Origin of the sequence: Brevibacterium zhoupengii (genome assembly GCF_021117425.1) — a bacterium.
Classification (GTDB): domain Bacteria; phylum Actinomycetota; class Actinomycetes; order Actinomycetales; family Brevibacteriaceae; genus Brevibacterium; species Brevibacterium zhoupengii.
The window spans coordinates 4,323,563-4,339,433 of the sequence record NZ_CP088298.1 but is presented as its reverse complement, the minus strand read 5'-3'; the positions used below and the strand labels follow the sequence as shown (position 1 = coordinate 4,339,433).

Annotated in this window: 9 protein-coding genes, 1 tRNA gene and 1 pseudogene; 7 read left to right on the top strand and 4 right to left on the bottom strand. The window is 64.1% G+C overall.

Annotated features, from left to right (window positions below):
- Positions 1-60: 60 nt before the first annotated feature.
- The 5 genes and pseudogenes from fdnG to LQ788_RS19475 form a co-directional block, all read left to right on the top strand.
- Positions 61-3,228: pseudogene (gene fdnG, locus LQ788_RS19495) on the top strand (formate dehydrogenase-N subunit alpha); the annotation flags it as partial.
- Positions 3,229-3,680: 452 nt separating this feature from the next.
- On the top strand, positions 3,681-4,826 hold the full coding sequence (locus LQ788_RS19490; RefSeq protein ID WP_231443916.1) for a 4Fe-4S dicluster domain-containing protein: 1,146 nt from the start codon (positions 3,681-3,683) through the stop codon (positions 4,824-4,826).
- Positions 4,823-6,001 carry an NrfD/PsrC family molybdoenzyme membrane anchor subunit gene (gene nrfD, locus LQ788_RS19485; protein ID WP_231443913.1) on the top strand — a complete coding sequence of 393 codons (1,179 nt, stop codon included), beginning with the start codon at positions 4,823-4,825 and terminating at the stop codon, positions 5,999-6,001. The genes LQ788_RS19490 and nrfD overlap by 4 nt, the downstream gene beginning before the upstream one ends.
- 161 nt (positions 6,002-6,162) lie before the next feature.
- On the top strand, positions 6,163-6,393 hold the full coding sequence (locus LQ788_RS19480; protein ID WP_231443912.1) for a hypothetical protein: 231 nt from the start codon (positions 6,163-6,165) through the stop codon (positions 6,391-6,393).
- Positions 6,394-6,583: 190 nt separating this feature from the next.
- Complete coding sequence (locus LQ788_RS19475) at positions 6,584-7,243, top strand: hypothetical protein (RefSeq protein WP_231443910.1); 660 nt, start codon at positions 6,584-6,586, stop codon at positions 7,241-7,243.
- Between the two features lie 59 nt (positions 7,244-7,302).
- Here LQ788_RS19475 and selD read toward each other — a convergent pair whose 3' ends face one another.
- The 4 genes from selD to LQ788_RS19455 all read right to left on the bottom strand — a co-directional run bounded on the left by selD (position 7,303) and on the right by LQ788_RS19455 (position 14,215).
- The gene (selD, locus tag LQ788_RS19470) at positions 7,303-8,289 is read right to left on the bottom strand and encodes a selenide, water dikinase SelD (protein ID WP_231443908.1); all 987 of its coding nucleotides are present in this window, start codon (positions 8,287-8,289) and stop codon (positions 7,303-7,305) included.
- Between the two features lie 96 nt (positions 8,290-8,385).
- Positions 8,386-12,309, bottom strand: a complete 3,924-nt coding sequence (locus LQ788_RS19465; protein WP_231443906.1) for a phosphodiester glycosidase family protein — start codon at positions 12,307-12,309, stop codon at positions 8,386-8,388.
- Between the two features lie 124 nt (positions 12,310-12,433).
- Positions 12,434-13,024 (bottom strand): class I SAM-dependent methyltransferase, encoded by a 591-nt coding sequence (locus LQ788_RS19460; protein ID WP_231443904.1) that lies wholly within the window; start codon positions 13,022-13,024, stop codon positions 12,434-12,436.
- 33 nt (positions 13,025-13,057) lie between these two features.
- Entirely contained in the window at positions 13,058-14,215 is a 1,158-nt protein-coding gene (locus tag LQ788_RS19455; protein ID WP_231443902.1) for an alpha/beta hydrolase, read from the bottom strand.
- A 255-nt stretch (positions 14,216-14,470) separates the two neighbouring features.
- Between LQ788_RS19455 and LQ788_RS19450 the strand changes: the two genes are divergently transcribed.
- Complete coding sequence (locus tag LQ788_RS19450; RefSeq protein ID WP_231443900.1) at positions 14,471-15,664, top strand: trans-sulfuration enzyme family protein; 1,194 nt, start codon at positions 14,471-14,473, stop codon at positions 15,662-15,664.
- A gap of 106 nt (positions 15,665-15,770) precedes the next feature.
- A tRNA-Sec gene (locus tag LQ788_RS19445) sits at positions 15,771-15,865 on the top strand.
- Positions 15,866-15,871: the final 6 nt, after the last annotated feature.

Here is a 15,871-nt window from a genome sequence, read left to right as displayed (position 1 = left end):
GACGGATGATCGTGATCGAATTGGTCACCACCGACCGCTTGGAAGGGCTAGGATTGAGCCATGGCTCGGTTCAGTCCTCTCGAGTGGCCGGTGATCCGGCAGCTGCGATCCTCCGATGCGTCGGGGCGCGGCGAATCAGTGGTGTCCCAGAAAACCCGCGACACCACCTCACGCACCGCCACAGCAGACAAGGTCGTGCAGTCGGTCTGCCCGTACTGCGCCGTCGGCTGTGGTCAGAAGGTCTTCGTCAAGGATGACAAGGTCATCCAGATCGAAGGCGACCCGGACTCACCGATCTCACGCGGACGTCTCTGCCCCAAGGGCGCGGCCAGCGAACAGCTCGTCAACGCCAATGGGCGCATCACCGACGTCCTCTACCGAGCGCCACGAGCCAAAGACTGGCAGAAACTCGATCTGCCCACCGCGATCGACATGGTCGCCGACCGCTTCATCGAAGCCCGCCGCAAGCATTGGGAGGACTTCGACGACAAGGGCCACCCGCTGCGTCGCACGATGGGGATCGCCAGCCTCGGCGGGGCGACCATCGACAACGAGGAGAACTACCTCGCGAAGAAGCTCTACACCGCCGCGGGCGCCATACAGATCGAGAACCAGGCGCGTATTTGACACTCCGCCACGGTTCCCAGTTTGGGAACCTCGTTTGGGCGAGGCGGCGCCACACAACCCGTCCAGGATATGGCGAATGCGGACTGCATCATCATCCAGGGATCCAATATGGCCGAGTGCCACCCAGTGGGCTTCCAGTGGGTGACCGAGGCCAAGGCCCGGGGTGCCCGCGTCATCCACGTCGATCCTCGTTTCACGCGCACCACAGCGGTTGCCGATAAGCATGTCCCGATCCGGGCCGGGTCCGACATCGTCCTACTCGGTGCGCTCATCAACCGTGTCTTAAGCGACGGTCTGCACTTCGACGAGTACGTCCGCGCCTACACGAACGCGACGAACCTCATCAGTGAGAACTATCAGGATCCCGAGGACCTGGGCGGTCTCTTCTCCGGCTTCGACCCGGAGACGAACTCCTACGACAACTCGACCTGGTCCTACCAGACCGATGAGGAAGGTCGTGCGGTCAGGGATGAGAGCCTGAGCGACCCGCGCAGCGTGTTTCAGATCCTCAAGCGTCACTACGCTCGCTACACTCCGGAGATGGTGGCCGAGAACTGCGGCATCAAGCCCGCCGACTTCGAATACCTGCTCGAATCCGTGACCCAGAACTCCGGACGCGAACGCACCACCTGCTTCGCCTACGCGGTGGGTTGGACCCAGCACTCCCTGGGTGCCCAGTTCATCCGCACCGCCTCGATCCTCCAGCTCCTGCTGGGCAACATGGGACGTCCCGGTGGCGGCATCATGGCACTGCGCGGGCACGCCACGATCCAGGGTTCGACGGACATCCCGACCCTGTTCAACCTGCTGCCCGGCTACCTGCCGATGCCCAGCGCCGGAGTTCACGAGACCTTCGATGACTACGTCAAAGCCGTCGGCACCCCGGAGACCCACAAAGGTTTCTGGGCGAATGGACGCAGCTACGCCACCAACCTGCTCAAGGCCTGGTGGGGCGATGCGGCGACGCCGGAGAACAACTTCGCCTACGACTATCTGCCGAAGATCAATGGCGCCCACGGCACCTATCAGACGCAGGTGCGAATGCTCAATGACGGCGTCGACGGGTACTTCCTGCTGGGCCAGAACCCGGCCGTGGGCTCAGCCAACGGCCGGATGCAGCGAATGGCCATGAGCCACCTGAAGTGGATGGTCGTCCGCGACTTCCGGCTCATTGAGTCCGCCACCTGGTGGAAGGACGGTCCCGAGATCGCCACCGGCGAGCTCAAGACCGAGGACATCGAGACCGAGATGTTCTTCATGCCCGCCGCCAACCACACGGAGAAGGCCGGCACCTTCACGCAGACGCAGCGCCTCGTGCAGTGGCGGCACAAGGCCGTCAACCCGCCCGGCGACGCACAGAGCGAACTCGACTTCTTCTTCGAACTCGGTCAGCGAGTGCGCGAGAAGTTGAAGGACTCGACCGATCCCCGCGACCGTCCGCTCCTCGACATGACCTGGGACTACCCGGTCGACGAGGAGGGCGAGGTCGATCCCGAATCGGTGCTGGCCGAGATCAACGGCTACTACGTCGGCGGAGAGAAGGACGGGCAGCCGCTCGACAACTTCAACCAGATGACCGACGACGGCACCACCGCCGGAGGCTGTTGGATCTACGCGGGCATCTACGCCGGCGGGCAGAACATGGCCGCCCGGCGCAAACCCAGGACGGAGCAGGACGAGACTGCCGCCGAATGGGCCTGGGCGTGGCCGGCGAATCGCCGGATCCTCTACAACCGCGCCTCGGCAGCTCCGGATGGCACACCGTGGTCAGAGCGGAAGAAGTTCGTCTGGTGGGATGAGGAGACCGGCAAGTGGACGGGCAAGGATGTGCCCGACTTCCCGATCGACCGAGCGCCCTCGACCCGATCGGATCAGGCCTACGGCGGTCCTGCCAACCTTGACGGGGACGACCCGTTCATCATGCAGGCCGATGGCAAGGGCTGGCTGTTCGCGCCCAGCGGCATGGTCGACGGACCGATGCCCACACACTACGAACCGCAGGAATCGACGGTTGCCAACCCGCTCTACGATCAGCAGAGCTCACCGACGCGACTGGTCATGCGCCGTGAGGACAACCTGTCCGCGCCCGGTGCCGGCAATCCCGGTTCCGAGGTCTACCCCTACGTGTTCACCACCTACCGTCTGACCGAGCACCACACCGCCGGTGGCATGTCCCGATGGCTGCCCTACCTGTCCGAACTGCAGCCCGAGATGTTCTGCGAGATCTCACCGGAGCTCGCCGCCGAGGTGGGCCTGGAGCCCTACGGTTGGGCGACTCTGGTCTCCCCGCGCGCAGCCATCGAGGCCCGCGTGCTCGTGACGAAGAGGATGACGCCGCTGACGATCGGCGGGAAGATCATCCACCAGATCGGCCTGCCCTATCACTGGGGCGTCGGCGGGGACGCCACCGTCGAAGGCGACTCCGCGAACGATCTGCTGGGTGTCACGATGGATCCCAACGTGTTCATCCAGAACAGCAAGTACGTGGCCGGAACGATCATGCCGGGCAGGCGTCCGCGCGGTCCCGAACTCGTCGACTTCGTCGAGAAGTATCAGCGCGAGGCGGGACTGAGTCCCGAATCTGGCAACCAGCTCGTCACGGTCTCCGAGGATGTTGTGGACGCTTCGCAGGCGGCGGATTCTGCAGCCAGCAAGGGCGGACATCCGCATCGTGGCGGCGACTCCGCAGTTGGTGTCACCCCCGGGCGCACCTTCGGAGGCGAAGCGACCGACAGTGGGGAATCGGACGACGCCGAGGCGAGCGGTGGTTCGGCACACGATGGCGCTTCCAGCGTCGTTGACAGTGCCGACGACCGTACTGGTCGTGTCGATCTTCGACCCGCCGATTCCATCGACGAGAACAGGACCGAGACCGTGGGCGCGAACCGCGCGGACGACGGGGACCCGACCGACGGGGATCCGGATCGTGGCTACATCGGCGAGGATGCTGACAGCGTTCAGAAGGGCAACCTCGGCGAGGGTGCGCCTTCTCCTGAGGGCGAGCCCACCGGCGACGATACGGTGGACAATAGAGGAAACGAGGAGGAGGACTGATGTCGACGACTGTCGAGGATGACGCTGTTGCTGACGGGCACTGGCACGGTTCCGCGCACGAGCGCAAAGGGTTCTTCACCGATACGTCGATCTGCATCGGCTGCAAGGCCTGCGAGGTCGCCTGCAAGGAATGGAACAACAACCCGCAGGACGGGACCTTCGAACTCCTCGGCTCCTCCTACGACAACACGGGCAGCCTCGGCGCCAACACCTGGCGTCACGTCGCCTTCATCGAACAGGATTCCGAGCGGATCGAAGCCGCCCGCGAATCCGGACGCAAACTCGTCAACCTCGGCATGCCGACGATCCGACCACGTTCGAACGAGTCCGCAGGTGAACAGCCTTTGGGTGGAGCCCTCGGAGCCGCAGAGTCCGGGTCCAATGGGGCTGGCGCCTCGGGTGGCGGTCTGCCGTCGACACCGCCGATGGGCATCGACCTGCTGGCACCCGGAGCCCTGAGCCCGAGCGACCCGGAGGACATCGCCAAACTCGACACGACGCCTCCGGACACAGCGGACTTCCGCTGGCTGATGTCCTCGGACGTGTGCAAGCACTGCACCCACGCCGGCTGCCTCGACGTGTGCCCCACGGGTGCACTCTTTCGCACGGAATTCGACACGGTCGTCGTGCAGAACGATGTCTGCAACGGCTGCGGCACCTGCGTGGCCGGCTGCCCCTTCGGCGTCATCGAACGCCGTGATGACGGCACGATCAATACGCCCACCGATCGCGATGACCGCAAGGCCGCGGATATGGACGTGCCGAACAAGAACACGGCCAACAAGTGCACGCTCTGCTACGACCGCCTCGTCGAAGGTGACACTCCGGCCTGTGCGCAGACCTGCCCGACCGAGTCGATCAAGTTCGGCGACCACGACGACATGGTCGACAAGGCCCACGCCCGCGTCGCCGACCTCCACGCGAAAGGCATGACCGAGGCCCGACTCTACGGCGCCAACCCGAACGACGGCGTCGGCGGAACCGGATCTGTCTTCCTCATCCTCGACGAGCCCGAGGTCTATGGTCTGCCGCCGGATCCGCGGGTGCCGACGAAGGACCTGCCCCAGATGTATGCCAAGGCGGGCATGGCCGCACTCGGCATGGTCGCTGCCGCCGGACTCGCGTTTCTCGGGAGCCGGCATTGAGCACATCCGAATACGATTCCTACCGTCCACCTGAGCTTGATCGCGGACGGAAGAAGCGTCGCCGAGGTGGTCGCCCCGGTGGCCGCGGCGGTGGTCAGGGTTGGAAGAACCGCGGGGCCGACGGCAACCGTGAGATGCCGATGGTCGAGGATGTCGAATTCTCCTCTTACTACGGACGTGCCATCGTCAAGGCTCCACCATGGGGCGACGAGATCGCGCTCTACCTGTTCCTCGGCGGCTTGGCCGGCGGCTCGAGCCTCTTGGGCCTCGGCGCCCAGTTCAGCGACCGCCCGGGTCTGCGCATCGCCACCAGGCTCACGGCGATCACCGCGACCGGTGTCGGGGGAGCGGCACTCGTGGCTGACCTCGGCCGTCCCGAACGCTTCCTCAACATGATGCGCGTGTTCAAAGTCAGCTCGCCCATGAGCCTGGGCACCTGGATTCTCTCCGGATTCGGCGTCGGCTCGGGAGTACTTGCCGCGATCGAAGTCGACCGGCTGACCGGTCTGCGGCTTCCGCTGGGGCCGCTGCGTCGAATTCTCCATGCTTTCGAGACTCCTGCCGCGCTCGAGTCGGCACTCTTCGCCACTCCTCTGGCCGCGTACACCGGAGCGCTCCTCGGCGACACCGCGGTCCCCACCTGGAACGCCGCCGGTCGCAACGGTCTCTCCTACGTCTTCGTGTCCTCGGCCGCAGTGGCTGCCGGAGGCACTGCGATGGCTCTGGCTCCCGTGCGGGAGACCGGACCGGCACGCCTGCTCGCTCTGGTCGGTGCCGCCGGAGAGGCGATCACGATGGATCGGATGAAGAAGGGCATGCACCCCGCCGAGGTGGATCCTCTCGAAGAGGGCGAACCCGGCCACAAGCTCCACCGGGCGGAGAAGCTGCTCATCGCCGGTGCGATCGGAACAGCCGCCGCCGAGGTGGGGGCCAGGGTGTTCGCAAAGAAGCTGGGGAAGGGTGCGGGTTGGAAGACTCGAGCCGCACTACGTGCCGTCTCAGCGGTCAGCGGTGCGGCACTTGCAGCCGCCTCGGCGTACACGCGATTCGGGGTCCTCGAGGCCGGCATCGAATCCACGAAGGATCCGCGCCACGTGGTCGAACCGCAGCGCGCTCGCCTCGAAGAACGTCGCGCCCGCGGAATTACTGGCGATTCGATCACGACCGGGGTGTAAGCGGCACCCCCCCCTGACGCGGACAGCGGGTGGAACTCCTCACTGGGAGCAGCACTACCACGTGCCGCAGTGGTGCGTTGTGGCGTCAACGGTGAGGGATGCTCGGAATTTCCGACAACACATGTTGCACAATAATGCACGTGCAGTAACGTGTGGAACCTATGAAGGTTGCAGTCAAGGAGTTGCTCGCCGACCGGCGCAGTCTCAAAGAGGCCGCAGTTGTGACCATACTCGTTCCCATCGTCCGGATCCTCATGCACCTGATCGGCTGGGGACACGACCCATTTGTCTGGTGGGAGATTCTCCTCGGCGCGCTCTTGACCGGAGTCTTCTATTGGCTCTTCGTGAGCGGATTCAGGCGCTTCCGGGATCAGGACGTCATGCCGCGCTGAATCTGCCGCTCCTCACCGACGGCGGACGGATGACACGAGTGGATCGAATCGCCTAGACGGTCGTTCGGACCGAGTGGATGCGGGGCCCTGCACGAACGAACGTGCACGCCCGCACGGTCGACCAGGTCATTGATCTTGTTTCAGCGTGAAGCCCCGCACATCTGTCGTAGTCTGGACTCATGGGGCGCTTATGGAAGACATGACGGGCAGCGATGAGACGCCGGGGTATCGGCAGTCCGCGGACGAGTCATCACTGATTTTCCCCGCAGGGGCCTCGCAGGGTGAGAGAGTCGCGATACGACTGGAGTCCATCGAGAAGAACGGTCGGCTTGTCATCGGCCGCGCGTCCTCCGGCGCATACACCGGACGTCTCATCGGCAGCGTGGCGCTGGGTCTGCTCGGACTGCTCGTTCTGGTGTTGGGCGCCGACGGATTCGTAGCACTGTGCGCAGTCGTGCTCTTGATCCTCTTCGGTTTGGTGTCCCCGATGCTCATCGTCAGACGTCATCAGCAGGACTACCGTCTCGAGCTCACACCGGAGAGCCTCGAACTCATTCGCGACGGACAGAGCGGGGAAGAGACCGTGCACCATGCGACGTGGTCGGTAGTCGACAGCGTGACAACAGCGAGTTTCGGCAATCGCCCGGAATCCCCGTCCTTCCCCGCTGTCAATGTTGCGTTCGCTTCGGGATCAGGGAGGCGGTCGACGCGCCGTTCATTCCTCACGCGTGAAATTCAGGGGGAGAGGATCGTTCTCAACCAGCCGCTGGAAGTGGGCCGGTGGGAGCTGGTCGATCTACTCACAGCTGCTCACGAACGGTTCAGGCCGAAGCCCGATTCTGCACGCTGAGGTCCACCCCTCGGCACTGCTTGCTACCGCCACCACGACGACGAAGTGACGTGCCAACTTCACCGCACGTGCACACCCGAGCCGACGACGATCTCACCGATGATCGGCTGTCCCGGGATCTCGCCGACGACCAGCAGTCCGCCCGAGGTCTGGGCATCGGCGAGGAGGAGCAGGTCATCCTCGCTCACTGAGTCGTCGGCGGTGAGGCTGGGACGCACCCAGTCGAGGTTCCGACGAGTTCCGCCGGAGACGTACCCGTCGGCGATCGACTGATCGACTCCGCCGAGGCGGGGGACCGCGGCCGCGTCGATGACCGCACCGACGCCTGATGCACGGCACATTTTGAACAGGTGGCCGAGCAACCCGAAGCCGGTGACATCGGTGGCCGCGCGTACACCTGCAGCCACTGCCGCCTGCGCAGCGTCGCGGTTGAGCGCGGTCATCGTCGCGACGGCCTCGGCGAAGTATTCGCCGGTCTGCTTGTGCCGGTTGTTGAGGATGCCGACGCCGATCGGTTTGGTCAGTGTCAACGGCAGGCCCACCTCGGCGGAATCATTGCGCATCAGCTCATCGGGACGGGCGATGCCGGTCACGGCCATGCCGTACTTCGGTTCGGGATCGTCGATCGAATGCCCACCGGCGACGGGGCACTTCGCCTGGGCGGCGACGTCGAGGCCTCCGCGAAGAACTTCGGTGAGCAGTTCCATCGGCAGTTTCTCGCGCGGCCAGCCGACGAGGTTGATCGCCGTGATCGGCGTCCCGCCCATTGCGTAGATATCGGACAGGGCGTTCGCCGCCGCTATCCGACCCCAGTCGTAGGCATCGTCGACGACAGGGGTGAAGAAGTCGGCTGTCGAGAGCACCGCGAGGTCGTCGCGGACCCGGACGGCAGAGGCATCATCCCCGTCGTCGAGGCCGACGAGGACATCGGCACCGGGCTGGCCGGTCAGGCCCTTGACCGCCTCTTCGAGCTCGCCGGGCGGGATCTTGCAGGCACAGCCTCCGCCGTGGGCGAATGAGGTCAGACGTTCCTGGGTGGCAGTCATACCGCGAGACTAACACCGAGGTGAGACCAGTGCTACAGGTGCTCATTCGACCATGATCGGGCGCTGCCTGATCGCCGAGGCAGCACCGACGATCCATCAGTGGCGGTTCCCCGACCGACCGCCGAGGCGGGCACGGGCGAACCTCGCAATGACGAGTCCGCCGATGACCAGCAGAGCGCCCACAGCGGCCGTCAGCAGCACCGGTCCGCCGGTTCTCGGCAGATCTCCGCCTCCGTCGCCCGAACCGTCCGAATTCGACCCTGGATCGGCGTTGCCGCTCGCCGCGGAGCCATCACTCGCCGAACCGTCCCTGTTGCCGGATTGATCGGAGCCATCGTCGGATGAGCTGCCGTCATCCGAGCCGCCAGCAGACACTTCAGAGTCCGAGCTGTCCGCACTGCCCGAACCGTTCGCCTCGTCGCCGCCGTCATCCGACGCGTCCGACGCAGCAGATGTGCCGTCTTCTGACCCTGCGGAAGCCCCGTCCTCATCGGCTCCGTTGTCAGACCCTTCGGCGTCTTCATCACCTTTGTCATCGCCTGGACCGGTAGGCGGTCCGTCTCCGGCGACCTCGACCGTGGTCTTCGCGGTCTTGCCGTTGACAGTCACCTCAACGACTGCGGTGCCGGGGTTCTCGGCGGTGATCTCTCCAGTGGCCGGATTGATCCGGATCACCTCGGAGGCTGCCTCGGGTGCCGAGGATCCAGCCGCCTCGGCGTGCACCTTCGCTCCTGTCGCCTTCTGCATATCCGCCTCGGCGCCGGCATCGATGACGACACCGTCTCCGCCCCACTGTGCCGTTGCCGGCCAGCCGACGGGCACTGTGCGCTCACCCTGGGTGAACTCGGCGGAGATATCGGCTGACTGTCCGGTCACCATCGATGTCGGTGCATCGACGGAGATGGAGTCCACCTGCGGCCTCGTCTCTGCGGCCAGCCAACCCACGCGGTCGGCGGTGCTCGGATTATCTCCGACCTCACCCACTCCGGGGTCGATGCCGAGCATCGTCCATCCGGTGAATCCGCCGGTGGCAGGCGTGCCCGCCGGATTCTTCCCTGAATTGCCGTTGATGAGGTACGAGACTCCTTCGACTGCAGCCCCGTGGAAGACTCCGACGTGGCCGTTGATCACCGCGGCAGACTTTCCGCTGCTCTCCCGGAATTCGCCGAGCTTCTTCTCCAACTCCGCGGCCTCACGACGGTCGCCGAGCTGGCTCGTCTTCGACGGCAGCGGATCCTGCGGAGGATGGTGGAAGAACACGGTGATGCCGGTGAGATGATCACTCTCATCCACCTCGGCGAGGGCATCCTCAAGTGCACGAAGCTGCTCGCTGTCGCTGCCGTGCAGGGACCCGGCCGAGGAATTCAAGGTGAGCACCTTCGTGCGACCGACGGTCCTGGCAGTCGTCGGTGATCCGAACGCGGATTCGAAGTTCTCGATCTCGCCGCCCATGATCTCGTGGTTGCCGGGGACGTAGATGTAGGGGATGTCCTCGGTCCACTCGTCGGCGATGATCGACTCGGCGAGCTCGAAGTCGGCAGGTGAGGCCTCATCGACGAAATCGCCGTTGATGACGAGAAGATCCGGGTCGGCCCTGCGGATCTCACGCAAGGTCCGCCGCGCGCCCTCGACCGATCCTGAGTCGGGATCTGTGGCGACGAACTGGGCATCGCTCATCACAGCGACCTGCTGGGGTCGGCCCGTGACGGAGCCGGTGCTCAGCAGGGCCGGATCGTGGATTGCCTGCGTCGTCGGGTCATCGGTCTGAGGGGTGGAGACCGCGCGCAGGTCGGCGATCGAGATCTCGCCCATGTACTTCTCGGCCGATCGAGTCTCCATGAAGCGGATCCGCTCGAGGCTCAGTGGCTGTGAGAGGCCGGCGGGCACGGTGAAGCGCACCTTCTGCCAGCCGTCGAAGGTGAGATGGTCCCCGTCGATGTTCGTCGTCGTCCCGTCGGCGGTCTTCACCTGCAGTCGGGGCCAGGCACCGGAACCATCGCCGCGGATCATCATCTCGAAGGCCAGAGTGTTGCCCTCGATCGGCACCGGTTCCTTCGGGACGAGGTAGTAGCCTCTGGTCGCCGAGGAGGTGGTGAAGTCATAGGAGAGGTCGATGCTCGGCTTGCCGTCATCGGTGGGCTCACCTGCTGTGAAGGAGCCTGTCGCGCGGTCCGAGGCGTCAGTGAACGCGGAGAGGTCGGAGAAGTCGAGCACTTCGGTGGATTCCGTGCCGACCGTCACCGGGATGGTCGTCGTGGCCTCACCCACGGTGAGTGCGATCGAACCCGTGGGCGAATCGCCTTCGGCAGTGACGACGAAGCCGCCAGTTCCGTCGTCCTCAGTCGAGAGCCCCTCCGAAGTCTCGATATCGATGTCCCGTGGCTCGATGAGCGCGCGTCGGCCCTCAGAATCGAAGCCCTGGACGCGCACCTTCTCGCTCGCCCCCGTCTTCTCGAGGTTGATCGCGCGAGTGCTCGGCTGCAGGCCGATGGCCTCACCCAGCACCCGCAGCTCCTGCCGCGCAGTGTGACCGCCGACTTGATAGGAGACCCGTCCGGTCCCTGTCGAGTCGCCGGCCACACGAGCGGTGTCCTCATCCGCATCGGCGAGCGAGACGCCACCTTCGGCAGAGAAGGAACCTGAAGCGGCGATCGGTTCGAGGTTCGCGCCCAGGGCCGTGCCTGTGAGACTGCGGTGGAGTCCCTTGAACACCGAGCTCTCGCCCTCGACGTCGGGCTCGATCTGCGCGTCGTTGATGGTCTGTGCCGGCGCATCGGAGTAGAAGACGAGGGCATTGCCGACCGAGCGTTCCTCTCCATCGGAGGGGTCATTCTGCAGCGCGGGCGCATCTGCTCCGGCTTCGCGTGCCAGCATCGTCGTCGATCCGCCGCCATCGAGATTGATGGCGTTGTGAGCGCCGATGTCGGAGAAGAACTCGCCCATATCGTCGAGGCTCATTCCGCCCGATGATTCGCTGCGGCCGTCGATCGTGGTCACGAACAGTTCGGATCCATCCTTGCTGATGCCTACGGCTGTGCGCGGATGCGCGGTGGTCACCAAGCTGTCCTTGCCCATATCGGGGACTTCGCCGTCCTTGAGGACCTGGTGGCTTCCCCCGATGCCCAGGTCGACGTCCTCGCTGGGGCCGATCTCGATCTCCACCTCGTCGCCGACCTCGAACTCAGACAGAGTCTTCGCTCCGGAGTCACGTCCGAGGAGGACCTGACCGTTCTCGGGAACGTCCGGATCCCCGGCCTCCTCGATCATTCCGGAGGACTTCGTGACGGTGCCGTCGACGACGGTGACCCGTGCGATCTCCTCTGCCATCACATCGGGTCCGCCGACCGGCCGGTTGAGGGAGTAGTCACCCCAGGCTTCGTTGTAGACGCCGATCGCATCGCTCGACAGGTTCGGATTGTTCAGCCCACCGAGGTCTTTCTCCTCCCCGTCGGCGGTCAGTGTGCCAGCCGCCGAGAGCATCGTCACGGCGGCCTTCTTGTCGGCGAGGGTGAACGCCGGTTTGGGAGTCTGAGAGCCGATCCGCATTCCGTTCCTGCTCACCGAGGTGTAGATGGGGGCATAGGAGTGATTGATATCGAAGAACGTGCCGTTGACCGCTGCGACTGCCTTCGCACCGTTCTTGCCGCCCTTCATGATCTCGCTCGTGGTGGCGTGGCCGGCGACCGTGCCGGTGTCGCGGACGTCGAGGGACAGGGAGTCCGTGGTGAGATCGGCGGTGAGAACGTTTCCGTTGTTCCAGCCGCCGTCCTCAAGACGCGAGAAGTCCGTGACCTCGAGGCCCGGTGCGACCCGCTTCGTCTCGGAGGAGCGGAGGACCGACCCGTCTTTGCCCAGATCCTCATCGCTGGGCGGGGCAGCGCTCGCCGGCACCGAGGTGGCCAGGAGTCCGCCCGGCCCCATCGTCCCCGGAGCGAGGAGTGCAGCGATCACTGCGAGAACGAGAACGAATGACCTGGTGAACGCGGCATTACTCGACGAAGGCAGGATGCGTGAAGACATGGGGTCTTTCTGGAAAGACAGCGGGGAGACCCGGCTAGCCTAAGTCGACCATGACAACACCTGAGCAAACCCTGAGTGAACTCGGTCAGAAGAGTGAAAGCGGGTGTGAAGGGTGCACCGTCTGTCAATCGACCATGTCTGCTGCTACTACCGCAAGGTCTCGGTGCTGCCAGGTCACTCGAGTGGAGAATCCCGCCGCGCTCAGCCATTCCAGCTGGTCAGCGAGCGAGCTCGGCACATCAATGACCCCGTCGATTGGCGTGACCACATCTGCCGGATCGGCTGGGACGATGAGATCGGCGAGGACGAACCGGCCGCCGGCGACGAGAACCCGTGCGATCCGTGAGAACAGATCGGCCTTCCCCTCTCCGTCGAGGTGATGCACCGCAAGGGTCGACATGACGAGGTCGAAGGGACCGTTGGGCAGCGGATCCTGCAACCGCCCGTGGCTGAGCGTGCTGCGATTGGGATCGAGAACCTGCGCGGCACCTGTCAGCATCTCTTCGCTCTCGTCGATGCCGTGGATATGCGCTTCCGGCAGCGACTCGAGGACCCGATGAGCCGTGAGCCCGCTGCCCACGCCGAGGTCGAGGATTGTGCGCGGATCCGCCGTGGCGACGGCTGCGGCAAGTTCGGCCTGCAGCCGCCGGTAGTCGGGGATCTCCTCTGCCATGACGTCGAGGTAGGTGTCGGGATCCCAGGTGAAGTCCGACATGAAGTGTCCTTTCATCGTGATGAATCGGCCGGTTCAGCGAGATCGCCGATGGGACGCAGGAACGCGACGATCCCTTCGACGATGGAGGCATTGCGCCAGGAATGCAGAGCGTCGAAGGCATGCTGGGCACCGGGCAGTTCGACATACCAGGTCGCGTTCGATGACCCTGCGCGCACATGCTTGTGGAACTCTCGAGCCGCTTCGATCGGAACCCAGGAATCGTGATCGCCGTGGGCGATGAACATGGGCGATGAACATGGGCGGTGCATTCGAGGGGTCGAGGGCCAGGGGCGTCGACGGTTGGCTCTCGTCCTCGCTCCGACCGAAGTACCGGCCGATCCACGGGTACAGGCACACGGCAGCAGCGATCGGGGGAACCACCTCGGCGTCGGCTGACTCTGAGCACGACGTCGAGTAAGGAGGAGGCGAAAGAGGCTTCGGGGGAGTGAGCACCGTCAACGCGGTCATGTGCGCACCTGCAGAGCTGCCGGCCATGACGATCTTCGAGACGTCTCCGCCGTGGATGCCGGCGTTGCTGTGAGCCCACTGGAGCACCGAGCGTGCGTCGGCGAGGTGGTCGTCGAATCCTGCTTCCGGGCGCAGGCGATAATTCGCGCTGATACACGTCCATCCTTGGGCGGCCAGACGGTGCAGCAGTACCCGTCCTTCGTTCCGATTGGTTCCCGACGAATAGCCACCACCGTGGAAATAGACGAGAACGGGGCCAGTGCGCTCGCTGTTCCTGTGCCGATAGACATCGAGACGTTGTTTGGGATGCTCGCCGTAGGACAGACCGCCGATTCGTGTGACGTTTCCGGGCCGGCGAGGTACGGGAAAGACGAGTGGCCGCAGCCAGAGTCGAACACCACCACCGCCGATCGTGGCCCCGTGATCGGCCGCAACCGTGTTGACCACCGCATGGGCGCGGATCGACCGCCTGGTCAGTTCGAGCAGGCCCACAAGCTCGAACGCGGCGATGATGAGAAGTATCGTGCCGCCGGTTCCCTGCAGGTCTCCCTCGACCAGGGCCAGCGCAGTGGACAGCACGAGGAAGAGTGCAGCCAGATGCGGGATTTCGTTGATGACCACGCTGACATAGAAAGCGAGAATTCCGAGCCGTGTGGCCCTGATCAGGGCAGTGAATGTGCATACCCCGATGATGACAATGGTGATGATATAGCCGATCGGCATAGATGTCTCCCTCGACATCGGATGACCTCGGTGCGTCTCCGAAATCAGCTTAGCACTGCCCATACGCGCAGATCCGGGCGACAGGATCCTCACCTGGCGCGGTAGGATCGGACACGATCGGAGTCCCCAGTGGGCGGTCGTTCAATCACTTCCGACGATGGCGGTGACCGTGACTTCCCTCCTTGACACACTACTGGTCCGTAGAAATCGCTGAATCACCTTTCGCGAATTTTCGTACTCCAGCAGGGAAGAAGAATGAAGCAGATCCGACCACAATTCGAAATGTCGACAACTGCCGTATCCCAGGGGCGGCGCTTCGCCGGTTCCGGACCAAGGCCGATCGTGGATGCGATCTATACATCGGTGAATTTCGATCTTGATGACGATGACTATCGTGACATCCAGGAAACCGGCGGTGAGAGGTCCTGGTATTACAGCCGAAACCGAAACCCGACTGTCGATTCAGTCGAAGAGAAGATCGCTGCCCTCGAAGGGGCTGAGAATGCGGTTCTGTTCTCCTCGGGCATGGCTGCCATCACCACGACATTGCTGTCATTGGTCCCGCCAGGGGGAACCCTGGTTGCTGCCGAAGAGCTCTACGGAGAGACATCGGAATTCCTGCGTCAGCAGTTTTCCGACTTCGGGCGCACAGTCCGCTTTGTAGCCGTGGATGACTTGGCCGGGTGGAAACGCGAACTCGCCGAATCTCCTGCCCTCCTCTTCGTCGAGTCCCTGTCGAATCCGATGCTGCGCCTGGCGAATCTCACCGCGCTGGCCTCACTCGCGCATGATGTGGGAGCGAAAGCCGTCGTCGACGCAACCTTCACCCCACCGCCGATGCTCAAGCCCTTGGAACGCGGCTTCGATGTTGTACTGCATTCGGCAACCAAATACCTCAACGGGCACTCGGATGTTACCGCGGGTGTGGCCTCCGGGGACAAGGAGACGATCGATGCTGTTCGTCAGTCGTCGGTGGTCTTTGGAAGCACTCTTCTTCCACAGGGAGCCGCTCTGCTGGACCGTGGTTTGAAGACCCTGGTCATCAGAACCGAGCGAGCATGTTTGAACGCAGAGATCATCGCTGATCATCTCGAATCCGCAACTGGAGTAGAGGCCGTTACACATCCCACGACCAGCTCCTATGCTGATAGGAATCTCGCTGACGAGCTGGGACTGAAGGGCGCAGCCATCGTCACGTTCCGGGTCAGCGGCGGCGACGATCGCGCGGCACGGTTGGTTGCCGATCTCAGCGTCATTCACGAAGCTTCAAGCTTGGGCAGTGTCGAATCGCTTGCATGCCTGCCAAGTAAGACCTCACATTCGACTGTGTCGGAAGGGCAGCGCCGGCAACTCGGAATTCTGCCAGGCACCATCCGCCTGTCTGTGGGAATCGAAGACTCGTCCGACCTCCTAGAAGATCTGGAAGCGGCACTTCAGATCACGTCATGAAGCACCATCTCTGTCTCGATGACCTCAGTCTCGCAACAGCGGCAATGAGTGGGCGACTCCTGATGTGGAAGGTAGGACCCCCACCTTCCACGGTAGGATTCTTCACGGAGGCGTCCGAGTCCTGGTGGGCTCCCCGGTCTTCAAAACCGGTGAGACCGAGTATCTCGGTCTGGCGGGTTCGATTCCCGTCCGCCTCCGCCACCAGCA

Bases quoted from the DNA above. Each gene is read 5' to 3' on its own strand.
- LQ788_RS19490 (WP_231443916.1), top strand. From the start codon at position 3,681: ATGTCGACGACTGTCGAGGATGACGCTGTTGCTGACGGGCACTGGCAC.
- LQ788_RS19480 (WP_231443912.1), top strand. From the start codon at position 6,163: ATGAAGGTTGCAGTCAAGGAGTTGCTCGCCGACCGGCGCAGTCTCAAA.
- LQ788_RS19475 (WP_231443910.1), top strand. From the start codon at position 6,584: ATGGAAGACATGACGGGCAGCGATGAGACGCCGGGGTATCGGCAGTCC.
- selD (WP_231443908.1), bottom strand. From the start codon at position 8,289: ATGACTGCCACCCAGGAACGTCTGACCTCATTCGCCCACGGCGGAGGC.
- LQ788_RS19465 (WP_231443906.1), bottom strand. From the start codon at position 12,309: ATGTCTTCACGCATCCTGCCTTCGTCGAGTAATGCCGCGTTCACCAGG.
- LQ788_RS19460 (WP_231443904.1), bottom strand. From the start codon at position 13,024: ATGTCGGACTTCACCTGGGATCCCGACACCTACCTCGACGTCATGGCA.
- LQ788_RS19455 (WP_231443902.1), bottom strand. From the start codon at position 14,215: ATGCCGATCGGCTATATCATCACCATTGTCATCATCGGGGTATGCACA.
- LQ788_RS19450 (WP_231443900.1), top strand. From the start codon at position 14,471: ATGAAGCAGATCCGACCACAATTCGAAATGTCGACAACTGCCGTATCC.